Annotated in this window: 12 protein-coding genes; 3 read left to right on the forward strand and 9 right to left on the reverse strand. The window is 66.4% G+C overall.

Translation table 11 applies throughout. The annotated features are described in order from the left end of the window. Positions 1–61: 61 nt before the first annotated feature. Complete coding sequence (locus tag ACFUTU_RS18065) at positions 62–1,147, reverse strand: quinone-dependent dihydroorotate dehydrogenase (protein WP_377966742.1); 1,086 nt, start codon at positions 1,145–1,147, stop codon at positions 62–64. 99 nt (positions 1,148–1,246) lie between these two features. Between ACFUTU_RS18065 and ACFUTU_RS18070 the strand changes: the two genes are divergently transcribed. Next, positions 1,247–2,224: an alpha/beta hydrolase gene (locus ACFUTU_RS18070; RefSeq protein ID WP_377966744.1), complete on the forward strand. Its 978-nt coding sequence runs from the start codon at positions 1,247–1,249 to the stop codon at positions 2,222–2,224. Between the two features lie 42 nt (positions 2,225–2,266). Here ACFUTU_RS18070 and ACFUTU_RS18075 read toward each other — a convergent pair whose 3' ends face one another. From ACFUTU_RS18075 to leuA, 3 genes are all read right to left on the reverse strand, one after another. Further along, entirely contained in the window at positions 2,267–3,088 is an 822-nt protein-coding gene (locus ACFUTU_RS18075; RefSeq protein WP_377966746.1) for an isoprenyl transferase, read from the reverse strand. A gap of 2 nt (positions 3,089–3,090) precedes the next feature. Next, entirely contained in the window at positions 3,091–3,840 is a 750-nt protein-coding gene (gene recO, locus ACFUTU_RS18080) for a DNA repair protein RecO (protein WP_377966748.1), read from the reverse strand. Positions 3,841–3,947: 107 nt separating this feature from the next. After that, the gene (gene leuA, locus ACFUTU_RS18085; protein ID WP_377966750.1) at positions 3,948–5,687 is read right to left on the reverse strand and encodes a 2-isopropylmalate synthase; all 1,740 of its coding nucleotides are present in this window, start codon (positions 5,685–5,687) and stop codon (positions 3,948–3,950) included. A gap of 250 nt (positions 5,688–5,937) precedes the next feature. Here leuA and ACFUTU_RS18090 point away from each other — a divergent pair, with 250 nt between their 5' ends. Then, the gene (locus ACFUTU_RS18090; protein WP_377966752.1) at positions 5,938–7,890 is read left to right on the forward strand and encodes a M13 family metallopeptidase; all 1,953 of its coding nucleotides are present in this window, start codon (positions 5,938–5,940) and stop codon (positions 7,888–7,890) included. Between the two features lie 144 nt (positions 7,891–8,034). Here ACFUTU_RS18090 and ACFUTU_RS18095 read toward each other — a convergent pair whose 3' ends face one another. From ACFUTU_RS18095 to ACFUTU_RS18115, 5 genes are all read right to left on the reverse strand, one after another. Next, positions 8,035–9,609 (reverse strand): LCP family protein, encoded by a 1,575-nt coding sequence (locus ACFUTU_RS18095; RefSeq protein ID WP_377966754.1) that lies wholly within the window; start codon positions 9,607–9,609, stop codon positions 8,035–8,037. A 124-nt stretch (positions 9,610–9,733) separates the two neighbouring features. After that, positions 9,734–10,693, reverse strand: a complete 960-nt coding sequence (era, locus tag ACFUTU_RS18100) for a GTPase Era (RefSeq protein ID WP_377966756.1) — start codon at positions 10,691–10,693, stop codon at positions 9,734–9,736. After that, positions 10,677–12,020: a hemolysin family protein gene (locus ACFUTU_RS18105; protein ID WP_377966758.1), complete on the reverse strand. Its 1,344-nt coding sequence runs from the start codon at positions 12,018–12,020 to the stop codon at positions 10,677–10,679. The genes era and ACFUTU_RS18105 overlap by 17 nt, the downstream gene beginning before the upstream one ends. Next, positions 12,017–12,490 (reverse strand): rRNA maturation RNase YbeY, encoded by a 474-nt coding sequence (gene ybeY / locus ACFUTU_RS18110; RefSeq protein WP_377966760.1) that lies wholly within the window; start codon positions 12,488–12,490, stop codon positions 12,017–12,019. Before ybeY ends, ACFUTU_RS18105 begins: the two co-directional genes overlap by 4 nt. Further along, positions 12,474–13,574, reverse strand: coding sequence for a PhoH family protein (locus ACFUTU_RS18115; protein WP_377966762.1), 1,101 nt, complete (start codon positions 13,572–13,574; stop codon positions 12,474–12,476). The genes ybeY and ACFUTU_RS18115 overlap by 17 nt, the downstream gene beginning before the upstream one ends. A gap of 346 nt (positions 13,575–13,920) precedes the next feature. Between ACFUTU_RS18115 and ACFUTU_RS18120 the strand changes: the two genes are divergently transcribed. Continuing rightward, positions 13,921–14,844, forward strand: a complete 924-nt coding sequence (locus ACFUTU_RS18120; protein ID WP_377966764.1) for a GerMN domain-containing protein — start codon at positions 13,921–13,923, stop codon at positions 14,842–14,844. Positions 14,845–14,940 lie beyond the last annotated feature (96 nt).

Raw genomic sequence — 14,940 nt, forward strand, 5'->3', positions numbered from 1 at the left:
GCCCGGCGGTGGACCCGCCGGGCTGCTGCATTTAACGGCCCGCATTTAACGGGCCGCACGTCTAACGGTTCACGCTCGTGGTCCGGCGGGTCCTGGCCAGTTCCCTGTTGATCCGGGCGGCCCAGAACGGCCCCTCGTAGAGGAAGGCGGTGTAGCCCTGGACCAGGGTGGCTCCCGCGTCGAGCCGTGCCTGGACGTCAGCGGCGGTCTCCACACCACCCACGGAGATGAGCGTCAGCCGGTCCTGGGTGATTGACTTCAGCCGGCGCAGAACCTCCAGCGAGCGGTTCTTGAGCGGGGCGCCTGACAGTCCTCCCGCACCGCAGTCCTCCACCTTTTGCGAAGGGGACTTGAGCCCGTCGCGGCCGATGGTGGTGTTCGTGGCGATGATGCCGTCGAGTCCGAGGTCCATCGCCAGCCGGGCGACGTCGTCGATATCCTCGTCAGTGAGGTCGGGCGCGATCTTGACCAGGAGCGGCACATGCCGTCCGGCGGACCTGTCCGCCTCCTCCCCCACCGCCTTCAGCAGTGGCCGCAGCGTCTCCACGTTCTGCAGCAGCCGGAGCCCTGGCGTGTTGGGCGAGCTGACATTCACCACGAGGTAGTCGGCCGCAGGAGCCAGGCTGCGGGCACTGATCAGATAGTCCCCGACGGCATCCTCAAGCTCCACGACCTTGGTCTTGCCGATGTTCACACCGATGACGGGGCGGACCTTGGCATGGCGGCGCTGCAGTGCTGCCCGGGCGGACTTGAGCCGCGGAGCCACGGCAGCGGCGCCGTCGTTGTTGAAACCCATCCGGTTGATGACGGCCCGGTCCTCGATGAGCCGGAACAGCCTGGGCTTCTCATTGCCCGGCTGTGCCTGGCCGGTGATGGTGCCCACTTCGACGTGGCCGAAGCCAAGTTCGGTCAGCGCCTCGATCCCGTGGCCCTCCTTGTCGAATCCGGCAGCCAGCCCGAACGGCGACGGGAAGGTCAGGCCGAGCGCCTCCGTCTGCAGGGAGGCCGGTGCTGCCGTAAACCGTTCCAGCAGCCGTCCCGCACCCACGGAGTGGACCAGCCGGATTCCCTTGAAACCGATCTTGTGGGCGCGTTCGGCGTCCATCCATGAAAAGGCCAGCCTGAAAAAAGTGGGGTATACGCGCATGCCTCTAGTTTTCCGTCTTCGGCGGTGCAGACCAAACCGGACCGGCACAACCCCGGACTGAAGACCGCACCCCGGGGGCCAAAAGCCTACGCTGGTGCCATGGAGTGGCAAAGCGACATCCTGGGGCCCGGCTTTCAGTCCAGCGCCTTCGAGGCAGTGGGCAGGGACGGCATCCGCCGCCGGGCAACACTGGTCCGGTTCACGCCTGATGCCCTGGATGCGCAGGATCCCCGCCCATCCGCGCCGCGCCGGGCGGTGCTTTTCCTGCATGGCTGGAGTGATTACTTCTTCAATGTCGAATTGGCGCGGTTCTGGGATGGGGAGGGATTCGAGTTTTTTGCCTTGGACATGCACAACCATGGGCGCAGCCTGCAGCCGGGGACCCACGGCGGCTATGTCGCTGACCTGGGAAATTACGACGCCGAGATTGGCACCGCGGTCAGCATGATCACGGATTCGGGCGGTGGCGGACCTGTGCAGCTCGTACTCATGGGCCATTCCACGGGCGGCCTGGTGGCAGCGCTCTGGGCCAGCCGGAATCCCGGCGCGGTTTCCCACCTCGTCCTGAACAGTCCGTGGCTTGAGATGCACCGCAGTGCGCTGGTCCGGCGCGCGGCGTGGACCATGGTGGAGCCGATAGCCCGCCTGCGCCCGGAGGCGGTACTCAGGCTTCCGGAGCGCGGCTTCTACTGGCGGAGCATCAGCAATTCGGCCGACGGCGAGTGGACCCTGGATGATGCGTACCGTCCGCCCCTGGCCTTCCCGGTGCGGGCCGCCTGGCTTAGCGCCATCCTGGCAGGCCAGGCGAAGGTGGCGCGCGGTCTGGAGATCCAGGTCCCTGTTCTGGTCCTGCTGTCAGCGGCCAGCGAGAACGGCATGGTGTGGAACGAGGAAATGCGCCGCACGGACGCCGTGCTGGACGTGAACACCATCGCCGCCCGTGCCGTGTCGCTGGGCAGGAGCGTCACCGTGGAGCGGATCGACGGCGCCCTCCACGATGTCTTCCTTTCCCGGGCCGCCGTGCGGGACGACGCGTACGGGCGCCTGGCCAGGTGGATCAGGGGCTACGCCACGTGACCGGGGTGCCCGATATGCAGAACCGTGCCCGGGATGCGGGACCTAGAGGGCCTTGGCAGCGTCCACGGCCCCGCCGTACCGGCGGTCCCGCTGGGCGTAGATCTCCACCGCGTCCCACAGCGTGCGCCGGTCGACGTCGGGCCACAGGGTGTCCAGGAACACAAACTCTGCGTAGGCCGACTGCCACAGCATGAAGTTGGACAGGCGTTGCTCGCCTGAGCTGCGGAGGAAGAGGTCGACGTCGGGAAGGTCCGGTTCGTCGAGGTATTTTTGGACCGTTTTCTCGGTGATGGCCCCGGGCTTGAGCCTGCCATCGGCCACGTCCTGGGCAATGGCGGAGACGGCGTCCGCGATTTCCGCGCGGCCGCCGTAGTTCACGCACATGGTCAGGGTGCAGGTGCTGTTGCCGGCGGTGTAGGCCTCCGCTTCCTCCAGCTCCCGGATGACCGACCCCCACAGCCGGGGACGCCGGCCGGACCAGCGGATCCGCACACCCCACTCATCGAGCTGGTTGCGCTGGCGGCGCAGCACCTCCTTGTTGAAGCCCATCAGGAAGCGCACTTCCTCGGGTGACCGCCGCCAGTTCTCGGTGGAGAAGGCGTACACGGTGACGTACTCGATGCCCAGTTCAATGGCCCCTGCCACGACGTCCAGCAGGGCAGGCTCCCCCGCCTTGTGGCCCTCAATGCGCGGCAGGCCCCGCTGGTTGGCCCACCTGCCGTTGCCGTCCATCACGATCGCCACGTGCCGGGGCACGAACTCTGCCGGAATGGGCGGCGGAACCGCCCCCGAGGGATGCGGGTACGGGGCCACCACCGGAGCGGTGCGGCGCCGGGCAGGACTGGTCTTCTTTCCCAAGGACACTGTTAGGTACGCTCCACATGTTTGAGGGATTTCAGGACACGCTCCAGGTGCCACTGCAGATAGCTTGCCACCAGCCCCGCGGATTCCCGGCGGTGGACCGGAAGGGAAGCGTCCGCCGTCGTCCAGTCCCCCGTGAGCAGCGCACCCATCAGGGTGACCGTCTCCGGTGCAGGCGCCGGAGACCCCGGCGGCCGGCAGCCGCCGCAGACCATGCCGCCCAGCGGGGCGGAGAAGGCGGTGTGCGGTCCGGGCGCGCCGCAGCGCGCACAGTCGGTGAAACTGGGCGCCCAGCCGCCGGTGGACAGGGCCCGCAGCAGGTAGGAATCCAGGATCAGCTCCGGTGCATGGTCCCCGCGGCTCAGCGAGGCCAGGGCGCCGACCAGCAGGTTGTACTGCGCGGTCCCGGCTTCACCGTCGACGTCGGTGAGCTTTTCGGCGGTCTCGGTCATGGCGGCGGCCACCGTATACCGCCCGTAGTCGGAGGCGATGCTGCCCCCGTACGCCCCTTTGGCGACAGCTTGGGTGACGATATCGAGGGTCTTGCCGGATACGAGCTGCAGGTCTGCCACCATGAAGGGCTCCAGGCGGGCGCCGAACCGGCTGGTGGTCCGCCGGATTCCTTTGGCCACCGCCCTGACCTGGCCGTGGTGCTTGGTCAGCAGGGTGATGATGCGGTCCGCCTCGCCCAGCTTGTGGGTGCGCAACACCACGGCGTCGTCGCGGTAGCTGCGCGCTGCGAATGATTGGACCACGCTTTATCTTCCCATTGACTCCATGAAACAGCTGCGCCGCCGGCGCTGCCGAGCCGCTGAAACAGCTGCGCCGCCGGCGCGGACCGGCGGCGCAGCTGTCAGGAAGCTCAGGCCTGGGCGTCCCGGATGGCCCGGTTCACGGCCGAGATGACTGCCTTCAGCGCCGAGGTGCTGGTGTTCGAGTCGATGCCGACGCCCCACAGGACGCGCTCCCCGACGGCGCATTCGACGTACGCGGCTGCGAGGGCGCTGCCACCTTCGGACAGTGCGTGCTCGCTGTAGTCCAGCACCCGCACATCCACGCCGTCCTGGCCGAGGATGTCCAGCAGCGCGGCGATGGGGCCGTTGCCGGTCCCGGTGCGGCTGACGTGCGCGCCGTCCACGCCCAGCGACGCGAGCAGGGTCATCGAGCCGTCCTCATCGGTCTCGGTCTTCACCGAGCCGAGGGAATAGCGGCCCCACTGGTTCTCCGGCTGGGCCGAGGGCAGGTACTCGTCCTGGAACAGCTGCCACAGCTGGGCGCCGCTGACCTCGCCGCCCACGGTGTCGGTGCGGCGCTGGATGACGCCGGAGAATTCGATCTGCGCACGCCGCGGCAGGTCCAGGCTGTGCTCGCTCTTGAGCAGGTAGGCCACGCCGCCCTTGCCGGACTGGGAGTTGACGCGGATCACGGCCTCGTAGCTGCGGCCGAGGTCCTTCGGGTCCACGGGCAGGTACGGCACCTGCCAGGTGAAGTCGCTGACGTCCTTGCCGGCAGCCGCCGCATCCTTCTCGAGGGCCTCGAGGCCCTTCTTGATGGCGTCCTGGTGGGAGCCGGAGAACGCGGTGAAAACGAGGTCACCGCCGTAGGGTGCACGTTCTGCCACCGGCAGCTGGTTGCAGTACTCCACGGTGCGCCGGACATCGTCGATGTCGGAGAAGTCGATCATCGGGTCAACGCCCTGCACGAACATGTTCAGGCCCAGCGTCACCAGGTCCACGTTGCCGGTCCGCTCGCCGTTGCCGAAGAGGCAGCCCTCGATGCGGTCGGCGCCGGCCTGGTAGCCCAGCTCTGCCGCGGCCACACCGGTGCCGCGGTCGTTGTGCGGGTGCAGGGAGAGGATGATGCCGTCCCGCGGGTGCAGGTGGCGGCTCATCCACTCAATGGAGTCGGCGTAGACGTTGGGAGTGGCCATCTCCACGGTGGCAGGCAGGTTGATGATCACCTGGCGGTCTGCGGACGCCTCGAAGACATCGGCGACGGCGTTGCAGACGCGGACCGCGTACTCCAGTTCGGTGCCGGTGAAGGACTCCGGAGAGTACTCGTACGTGATGTGGGTGTCGCCCAGCGTCTCCTCGTACTTCTTGCAAAGCCGGGCGCCCTGCAGGGCGATGTCCAGGATGCCGTCCTCGTCCTGGTTGAACACGACGCGGCGCTGCAGGACGGACGTCGAGTTGTACAGGTGCACGATGGCCTGCTTGGCGCCCACCAGCGACTCGTAGGTCCGTTCGATGAGGTGTTCACGGGCCTGGGTCAGCACCTGGATGGTGACGTCGTCCGGGATGTGGTTGCCCTCGATCAGCTGCCGGACGAAGTCGAAGTCGGTCTGCGATGCGGAGGGGAAGCCGACCTCGATCTCCTTGTAGCCCATCCGGACCAGCAGGTCGAACATCTTCATCTTGCGGGCCGGGCTCATGGGGTCGATCAGCGCCTGGTTGCCGTCACGCAGGTCAACGGCGCACCAGCGCGGAGCCTTGGTGATGATCTTGTCCGGCCACGTCCGGTCCGGCAGATCGACCTTGATCTGGTCCTGGAAGGGGATGTAGCGGTGGATCGGCATACCGGAGGGCTTCTGTGCGTTTCGCATTAATCTGGCCTTTTCTGTGATTCCTGAGTGAAAGGGTGGCCGGGCAACACAAACTCCGCGACGAGGGTGGGCCTTGCGCTAGATCGCGTCTGAGGCCTCGCCGCGGCAGCTAAGAAGAAGGAGCTCTGCACGCACCATTTCACAGTAACACGGGTGCGTAAGATGAAGGGGCAACACCTCCAGCAACGTCCACCATGCAGACGCTGCGCCGGTGAAGTGCCGGAAGCAGCCCGTCATCGAAGGAGCTCCTGTGCCAATTTCGGGGATCGCCCTGTCAAACATCGACCACAGCGTGAGGCCACAGGACGACCTCTACCAGCACGTGAACGGCGCCTGGCTGAAGGACACCACCATCCCCGACGACCGCGCGCTGGAAGGCACCTTCACCGCCCTGCGTGACGGCTCGGAGCTTGCCGTCCGGGAAATCATCGAGGAGGCAGCGGCCAAGGGGGCCGGGGCCAGCGGCATCGAGCGGAAAATCGGCGATCTCTACAACAGCTTCATGGACGAGGCGGCCGTCGAGGCCAAAGGGCTGGACCCCATCCGCGGACGCCTGGCCGAGGTCTTCGCCACGGCCAGCATTTCCGGGCTGCTCGCGCTGGCCGGCCGGCTCTTCCGTGCCGATGTGTCGGGGCTTTTCTACATCTACCCGGCACCCGACGCCGGAAATCCCGATCGCGTTCTCCTCTACACGGGCCAGGGCGGCCTGGGGCTGCCCGACGAGTCCTACTACCGCGAGGAAAAATTTGCCCCGGTGGTGCAGTCCTACCGGGAGTATGTGGGCACCATGTTCGGCCTGGCCGGCGTAGCTGATCCGGAAGAAGCCGCATCCCGGGTGGTGGCACTGGAAACCGCCCTGGCTTCGCACCACTGGGACAACGTCACGCTCCGGAACCCGCAGAAGACCTACAACCTGAAGTCGGCAGACGAGGCCCGGGAGCTGTTCCCCCTGCTGGACACCTGGTTTGAGGCCGCGGACATCGCCGCAGAGAAGCGGCAGGAGATCGTGGTCAGCACCCCGGACTTCTTTGCCGGCGCAACCGCGCTGCTGGCCTCGGAGCCACTGGCTGTCTGGCAGGAATGGCTGGCCCTCCGGATCATCAACTCGGCAGCCCCCTACCTGTCGTCGGCTTTCGTCGACACGAACTTTGCCTTCTATGGCACCACCATCAGCGGCACCCCGCGGAACAAGGACCGCTGGAAGCGCGGCGTAGCCGTCGTCGAGGCCGCGCTGGGCGAGGCCGTGGGCCAGATCTACGTGGCGCGGCACTTCCCGGAGGGCCATAAAGCCCGCATGCAGACGCTGGTGGGGAACCTGATCGAGGCCTACCGTGAGAGCATCAGCGGCCTGGAGTGGATGGGCGAGGACACCAAGGCCGAGGCGCTCCGGAAGTTGGGGGCCTTCCGCGCCAAGATCGGTTTCCCCGATGAGTGGATCGACTACTCGGCTGTGGTGATCGACCCCGCGGACCTGCTGGGGAACGTCGAACGCGCCCACAATGCCGACGTCGACCGGCATCTGGACGAGGTGGGCAAGCCGGTGGACCACAACAAGTGGCTCATGACGCCACAGACGGTCAACGCCTACTACCACCCGATGCTGAATGAGGTCGTGTTTCCGGCCGCCATCCTCCAGCCGCCCTTCTTCACCGCTGAAGCCGACGACGCCGTGAACTACGGCGGCATCGGGGCCGTAATCGGGCATGAGATCGGCCACGGCTTCGATGACCAGGGCTCCCAGTTCGACGGTAAGGGTGAACTGCGCAACTGGTGGACCGAGGATGACCGCAAGGCCTTCGAAGCACTGACCGGCCGCCTCGTGGACCAGTTCGACGCACTCTCCCCCTACGCTGCGCCGGGCCACAACGTCAACGGCAAGCTCACGCTGGGCGAAAACATCGGCGACCTTGGCGGCCTCACCATTGCGCACAAGGCCTACCGCCTCAGCCTCGACGGCCAGGAGCCTCCGGTGATCGACGGCCTGACCGGCGAGCAGCGCTTTTTCGCCTCCTGGGCTGCCGGCTGGCGCCAGGTGATCCGCACCGAAGAAGCCATCCGGCGGCTGGCCACGGACCCGCACTCCCCCAATGAATTCCGCACCAACGCCATCGCCAAGAACCTTGACTCCTTCCACGCCGCGTTCGGCGTCACGGAGGAGGACGGCATGTGGATGCCCCCGGCGGAGCGCGTCAGTATCTGGTAACGCAACAATGCCGGGCCGCCCCGTAACGGGCGGCCCGGCATTTTTTGTGTCCGGCCTTTTTGGTGTCCAGCCTGCTGTTCAGGCAATTGTCACGAGCAGCTATTGCGTGAGCAGCTACTGCACAATCAGCTACTGGACATGCAGCTACTGCACAATCAGTTCGGGGTTTGCCTGCTGGCAGACGGTGTCGCCGGCGGTCTGGTTGACGATGTCCTTGGGAACCGTGGTCTTGCCGTACTTGGTCCCGGACGCGAAGTCGGTGCCCAGGTACAGCTGCACACCCGAGACGCCGGACGACGGCGCCACCTGGGCGGCCGGGATGCCGAACAGCGCTGCCACATCCGCGGCAACGTCTGCGAACTCGGGTCCGTAGTAGACCATGGTCTTTGCGGTGGTGTCGGCCTCGAGCTGCCCCACCTGGGTGAAGCCGCCGGCGACGACGGCGTCCACGATTTCCTGTGTCCGCGTGGCCACGCCGGTTCCGTTGGCCACCGTGACGGGCTGCAACGCCTTGTCATACGGCGCTGCCGGCTTGGTCGGCTTGGGCGTGGCCGAAGGGGAGCTCGCGGAAGGCTTGGGCGTCGCCGACGGCGACGGGCTTTCCTTCCCGTCCGGGTCGGTCAGGTCAACGTCCTTCCGCAGCGCGGCGAACAGCTGCGAGGCGGCCGGCTGCGCGGCCTCGAGCCGGTTGGGATCGCTGGTGGCAGGGACGGTGGGCATCGCAACAAACGCGACCTTGCCGACGTCGATCGTCTTGAGCCGGTTGGCGATGGTGATCATCGCCGGGACCGAGGAGAGGCCGTCGTCGACGGTGAGGTTCTTGGTGATGACGTCCGCGATGTTGAGCAGCTTGGCCGGGTTGGTGAGCGTGCCGTCATCCTTGATCTTGCGGGTAAGCGACGACAGGAATCCCTGCTGCGCCTTGATCCGGCCGAGGTCACCGCCGTCGCCGAACGCGTGGCGCGTGCGGAGGAACGCGAGGGCCTGCTCGCCCTGCACCTGGGAGGTGCCCTTCGGCAGCCGCAGCCGCGAGTCGGGGTCGTAGACGGCGTCGCTGATGCAGACCTCCACGCCGCCGACGGCATTCGACAGTTCCTTCACGGCGTTGAAGTCGGCCATCATGAAGTGGTCCACCTCCATGCCGGTCAGCTTGTTGACAGTGTCCACGGCACAGCCGATGCCGGCCTCTTTCATCGCCTCGTTGATCATGATGCCGCTGCGCGCCGGGTACTGCTTGCCGGTCTTCTGGTCGGTGCACTTGGGGATGTCCACGAGCAGGTCGCGGGGAAAGCTGATGACGTTGACCCGCTTGTTGTCCTCCGAAATATCCATGAGCATCATGACGTCGGAGTTGCCGTACCCGGTGGAATCCTCGGTGCTGCCGTAATTCGAGTTCTTGCCGTCGCGGGTGTCCGAACCCAGAATCAGGATCTGCAGCCTCCCGGTCGCGTCATCCGTGGTGTCGGTCCGGCCGTTTCCGGCGCCGAGTGCCGACGAGGAGATATTGGACTGCAGCCTGAAGTACCAGTAGCCGGCGAAGGCGAGGCCGCCGGCCAAAACCACTGCGACGACGGCGGTGGTCACCTTCAGCCATGCGGGCATGTGGCGGACATTCAGGTGCCGGGCAGCGCCCAGCCGGGCGTCCTCGGCGTGCCGGGCAGCTGGCTCGGAACGGGCGGGTGTGCCCGGTCCTTGGGCGCGGTTGTCGCGGCGTCGCACGGTGTACCTTCCTCGAAAAAATGGGATCCGGCTTATTTTAGTTGCCGTTTCTGGGAAAACGCCGGAAATCCGGCGCTCCGGCCCGGCGGGCAGGCGACCGCCCCGGAATCCGGGCGGCCCCGGGTCAGAACCCGAGCTTCACCAGCTGCTTGGGGTCCCGCTGCCAGTCCTTGGCCACCTTGACGTGCAGGTCGAGGTAGATCCGGGTACCCAGGAGTGCCTCAATGCCCTTCCGGGCGTTGGTGCCCACCTCCCGCAGGCGGCTGCCGCCCTTGCCGATGATGATCGCCTTCTGCGAGGGCCGCTCCACGTAGAGGTTGACGCGGACATCAAGCAGCGGGTTGTCCTCCGTCCGGCCCTCGCGCGGCACGATCTCCTCGACCACCACGGCCAGCGAGTGCGGGAGCTCGTCGCGCACGCCCTCCAGCGCCGCCTCGCGGATGAGCTCAGCGACCATGACAGCCTCCGGCTCGTCGGTCAGCTCGCCGTCCGGGTAGAGCGGGGGCGACGGCGGCATGTGGCTGATCAGGACGTCCGCCACCGTGCTGACCTGGAACCCGTCCGCGGCCGAGACCGGAACGATGTCCTTCCAGCCGTCCCCGCCCAGCGCTTCCCGGCCGAGCCCGGCGACCGCCAGCAGCTGCTCCGTCAGGGCCTGTTTGTCCACCAGGTCGGCCTTGGTGACCAGGGCAATCACCGGTTTGCGGCCGACGGCGGCGAGCTGGGCGGCGATGAACTTGTCGCCGGGGCCGATCTTCTCGTTGGCGGGGATGCAGAATCCGATCGCGTCGACTTCCGCGAGCGTATCGGCAACGAGTTCGTTCAGGCGCTTGCCCAGCAGGGTCCGGGGCCGGTGCAGGCCGGGGGTATCCACGAGGATCAGCTGGGCGTCCTCGCGGTGGACGATCCCGCGGATCGTGTGCCGCGTGGTCTGCGGCTTGGCGGAGGTGATGGCCACCTTCTTGCCCACCAGCGCGTTGGTGAGGGTGGATTTGCCGGCGTTGGGCCGGCCCACCAGCACCGAGAATCCGGCATGGTACCCGCCGAACGGTTCGCCGCCGTCGGCCTTATTCTGCTTGCTCACGTGGAACTCCCTGTTGCATTGGTTCGGCCTCGTCGAGAAGTTCGTCAAGGTCAGTGTTGTTTGGAACGGCGTCTTTCGGTGCAGCGGCCGCGATGATGTGGCTGACACGGTTCCGGCGGCCTTCGAGCCGCTCGGCGCGCAGCGAAACGCCGTCGAGGTCCACGGCGCTGCCCACGATCGGGACCCTGCCCAGGGCCTTGGCCATCAGGCCGCCCACGGTGTCCACTTCATCGTCGTCAAGTTCGATGCCGAACAGCTCGCCGAGGTCGTCAATTCCCATCCGGGCGCTCACCCGGTACGTGCCGTCGCCCAGATCGACGACGGCCGCGCTCTCGGAATCGTATTCGTCCACGATCTCGCCCACGAGCTCCTCGATCAGGTCCTCCAGCGTCACGAGTCCGGCCGTCCCGCCGTACTCGTCAATGACGATGGCCACGTGCGTGGATTCCTTCTGCAGTTCGCGGAGGAGATCGCTGACCGGCTTGGAGTCCGGGACGTAGCGGACCTCCCGCGCCAGGGCGTCCACCACCGGCGGCTCGGCCTCCGGGTCGAGGCCGTGGATCGCGGCAGCCACGTCCTTGAGGTAGATGATGCCGAGGATCTGGTCGGTGTTTTCACCGATGACCGGGATCCTGGAATAGCCCGACCGCAGGAACAGTGACATGGCGCTGTGCAGGCTGGAGCCGGCGTCAATGGTCAGGATGTCCGTCCGCGGAACCATGACGGCACGGACCAGGGTGTCTCCGAACTCGAAGACGGACTGGATGAGCTCGGCCTCGTTGTCCTCGATCATGTCCGATTCGGTGGCCCGGTCAACCAGCTCCCGGAACTCCTCCTCGCTGAAGTAGGAGTCGTCGCCGTTGGGCGAACCCGGGGCGACGGCACTGCCCAGCCGTACCAGCCAGGCGGGGATCGGGCCGAGCACCCAGGCCAGGAACCGGACCAGTGACGCCGAATACTGGGCGACGGCTGCCGGGTGCGCGCGGCCCAGCTGGCGCGGTGAGACCCCCACCAGCACAAACCCGAGAATCGCCATGATGCCCGTTGCCGCCAGGCCGGCCAGCCACACGTTGTCCAGCAGGCTGTATAAGAGCACGGCCACGGCCACAGCGGAGGCCGACTCGAACCAGATCCGCCAGAAGCGCAAGGCGCGCATGTGCGTCATTGGCTGGTCGAGGATTCTCCGCAGGGCCGGGCCCTGGCTTCCCTGGATCACCTGCTCGGCGTCGTGCCGCGGAAGGAAGCTGAAAGCCGCCTCGGCAGCAGTCAGCAGCGCTGCGGCACCGAGAAACGCCAGCGCCATGCAGACAAGGAGCAGGGAGGTCACTGGGTGGTCTCGGCCGGTGCTTCTTTGCCGGTGAATGCCGTCAGCAGTTCGCGCTGCAGGCCGAACATTTCTGCCTTCTCCTCGGGTTCGGCATGGTCATAGCCGAGCAGGTGCAGGATTCCGTGCGTGGTCAGCAGCAGCATCTCGTCCTGCATGGTGTGCCCGGCGTTGCGTGCCTGGACCTCGGCCACCTGCGGGCAGATCGCGATGTCGCCGAGCATCCCCTGCGGGGTGGGCTTGTCCGGGGTTCCCGGGGTCAGCTCATCCATGGGCACGGAGAGCACGTCGGTGGCGCCGGGCTCGTCCATGAGTTCGATGTGCAGCTTTTCCATCGCGGGCTCATCCACGAGCAGGATGGACAGTTCCGCCTGCGGATGGATGTACAGCTGCTCGAAGATGAAGCGTGCCAGCGCCACCAGCCGCGCCTCGTCCACCTGGACGCCGGATTCGTTGTTAACTTCGATGCTCATGCGTGCTCTCCCGTCGTTCCCGGGGAACGGAATGCTTGACCCGGTTGCGTTGTGCTTCGTCCCAGATGCTGTAGGCGTTGACGATGTCCCCCACCAGGCGGTGGCGGACGACGTCGGCGGCGTCCAGTACGGAGAAGCTGACGTCATCGATTCCGGTGAGGATCTCCTCGACGATGCGCAGGCCTGAGCGGGTCCCGAAGGGCAGGTCCACCTGGGTGACGTCGCCGGTGACCACCATCTTGGAGCCGAAGCCGAGGCGGGTCAGGAACATCTTCATCTGTTCCGGCGTGGTGTTCTGCGCCTCGTCCAGGATGATGAAGGCGTCATTCAGCGTCCGGCCCCTCATATAGGCGAGCGGCGCAACTTCAATGGTGCCGGCGGCCATCAGGCGGGGAATCGACTCCGGGTCCATCATGTCGTGCAGCGCGTCGTACAGCGGCCGCAGGTAGGGGTCGATCTTGTCGCTGAGCGTGCCGGGCAGGAACCCGAGACGTTCGCCGGCTTCAACAGCGGGACGGGTAAGGATGATCCGGCTGACTTCCTTCTGCTGCAGCGCCTGCACCGCCTTGGCCACCGCCAGGTACGTCTTGCCGGTGCCGGCAGGGCCAATCCCGAAGATCACTGTGTTGGAGTCGATCGCGTCCACATAGTTCTTCTGGTTCAGCGTCTTGGGCCGGATGGTCTTGCCGCGGCTGGAGAGGATGTCGTGGGTCAGGACCTCCACCGGGTTCTGCAGCGACTGGCTCCGGAGCATGGACACCAGCTGCTGAAGGACAGCCGGAGTGATGACGGTGCCGCGGGCCACGAGACCCCGGACCTCGTTGAGCAGGCGCATGATCCGCGGGACATCGGCCGACGGGCCGTTGATGGAGAGTTCGTTGCCGCGGACGTGGAAGCTGACGGCCGGGAACTGGTCCTCGATAAAGCGGAGGGCTTCGTCGTGGCTGCCCAACGACTGCACCATTTGATCAGAGTTATCGAAGATGACCACCTCCGTCCGGACACCGGGGAGAGTATGGGGGAATTCACCCGTGGTGCGGTCCCCCGTGTTGAGGCGGCGCTTTCCGTTTGCTGATTCAGTCATGGTGCCGGCCCTCGGGCCTTCGGTTCCCTCCAGTTCGGAATATAACTCGTTTGCGTCCTTACATCTTACGCCAGTGGACGCTCCGGCCTGCCGCGTCAGGAAGGTCACGGCGGACCGCGATTCCGTAACGCGTTCCCGCAATTAGATATCAACTTTGTATCGGCCTCATATCGTTCCCGTTGCAGTTCGGCCGCCTGCCGCGAAAGGCACGCGGTGCCCCAAAGTGTCGTGTAATGCTGGAAAAGGAGCTCGCCGGGAAGGTCCGGCGCGCCCGAACGCAAGTGCTCGTTTTGAAGGGATCACCAGCATCAGTCAGCCAGGAACTCCGGGCCGGAAAGTACCGCGGATGCGCTCCGCCGTGCTGTCCGCGCTGCTTCCGGCTGCCCTGCTGCTGTCCGGCTGCATCGCCGATCCCGACCCCACGGTGACTTCCGCCAACTCTCCGACGTCCTCATCACGCAGGGCCGCCGGCACGAACGGGAACGGTGTTCCCACCACGAGCGCGCCGCTGGAAACAACGCAGTCGTCCAACAAGGCGCCGGTCTACTGGATCGGGCGGAGCAACAGCAACGTCTTCCTGTACCGCGAGTTCCGGGACGTGCCGGACGATGAGAACCCCATTACGCGCGCCCTGCGGGCCATGATGTCGGAGACACCGCTGGACCCGGACTTCTTCACGCCGTGGCAGAACCCCAAGAATCTCGCGACGTCGATCTCCGGCACCAACGTCATTACCGTGGACGTTTCCGCTGACGCCTTCAACAGCAACCTTGACGCGGACATGGCCCAGCGTGCCATCCAGCAGCTCGTCTATACGGCGACGGCCGCCGGCGCCAGCTCGGGGCTGATCGATGCCGGCCAGCAGATTGAAGTGGTGATCCTGGTGGACGGGCACACCGACTACCTGGCCTTCAAGCACGTCAAGCTTGGCGCGCCGACGTCCCGCAGCGCCGGAATGGTGGCGCCGGTGTGGATCATCGATCCGCAGCAAGGCACCGAGGTCGGTGACGGCCGGGTCAAGATTTCCGGGCGAAGCACAGTCCCCAACGGCAAACTGCACTGGCGCATCCTCAAGGTCCAGGAGAACGGCGACAAGGAAAGCTACCTGACGGGCGAAGCCCGGGCGGCAGCGGATCCGGCAGCCTCCGGAGTCTTTGGCATCACGGTCAATCTTGCCCCCGGCAACTATGAGGTGCGCGTCTCCCAGATCGACCCCGGCCGGCCGGAGGACGAACTGAACGTCGACTCGCGGGGCTTCACCGTCCGCTAGCGGATTTCCGCCGCACGATTTGCGGACCCCGATTCCGGCGTCGCCGGGCACCCAACTCTGCCTCCGCCGTCGGGCGTTTTCTTGATCGAACCTTGA

The sequence above is a fragment of the Arthrobacter sp. NPDC057388 genome, from assembly GCF_042668165.1.
Lineage (GTDB): Bacteria > Actinomycetota > Actinomycetes > Actinomycetales > Micrococcaceae > Arthrobacter.

What these genes read in the sequence shown, in the direction of transcription:
- ACFUTU_RS18070 (WP_377966744.1), top strand. Translation starts at nt 1,247, where the DNA reads ATGGAGTGGCAAAGCGACATCCTGGGGCCCGGCTTTCAGTCCAGCGCC.
- ACFUTU_RS18115 (WP_377966762.1), bottom strand. Translation starts at nt 13,574, where the DNA reads ATGACTGAATCAGCAAACGGAAAGCGCCGCCTCAACACGGGGGACCGC.
- leuA (WP_377966750.1), bottom strand. Translation starts at nt 5,687, where the DNA reads ATGCGAAACGCACAGAAGCCCTCCGGTATGCCGATCCACCGCTACATC.
- ACFUTU_RS18065 (WP_377966742.1), bottom strand. Translation starts at nt 1,147, where the DNA reads ATGCGCGTATACCCCACTTTTTTCAGGCTGGCCTTTTCATGGATGGAC.
- ybeY (WP_377966760.1), bottom strand. Translation starts at nt 12,490, where the DNA reads ATGAGCATCGAAGTTAACAACGAATCCGGCGTCCAGGTGGACGAGGCG.
- ACFUTU_RS18120 (WP_377966764.1), top strand. Translation starts at nt 13,921, where the DNA reads ATGCGCTCCGCCGTGCTGTCCGCGCTGCTTCCGGCTGCCCTGCTGCTG.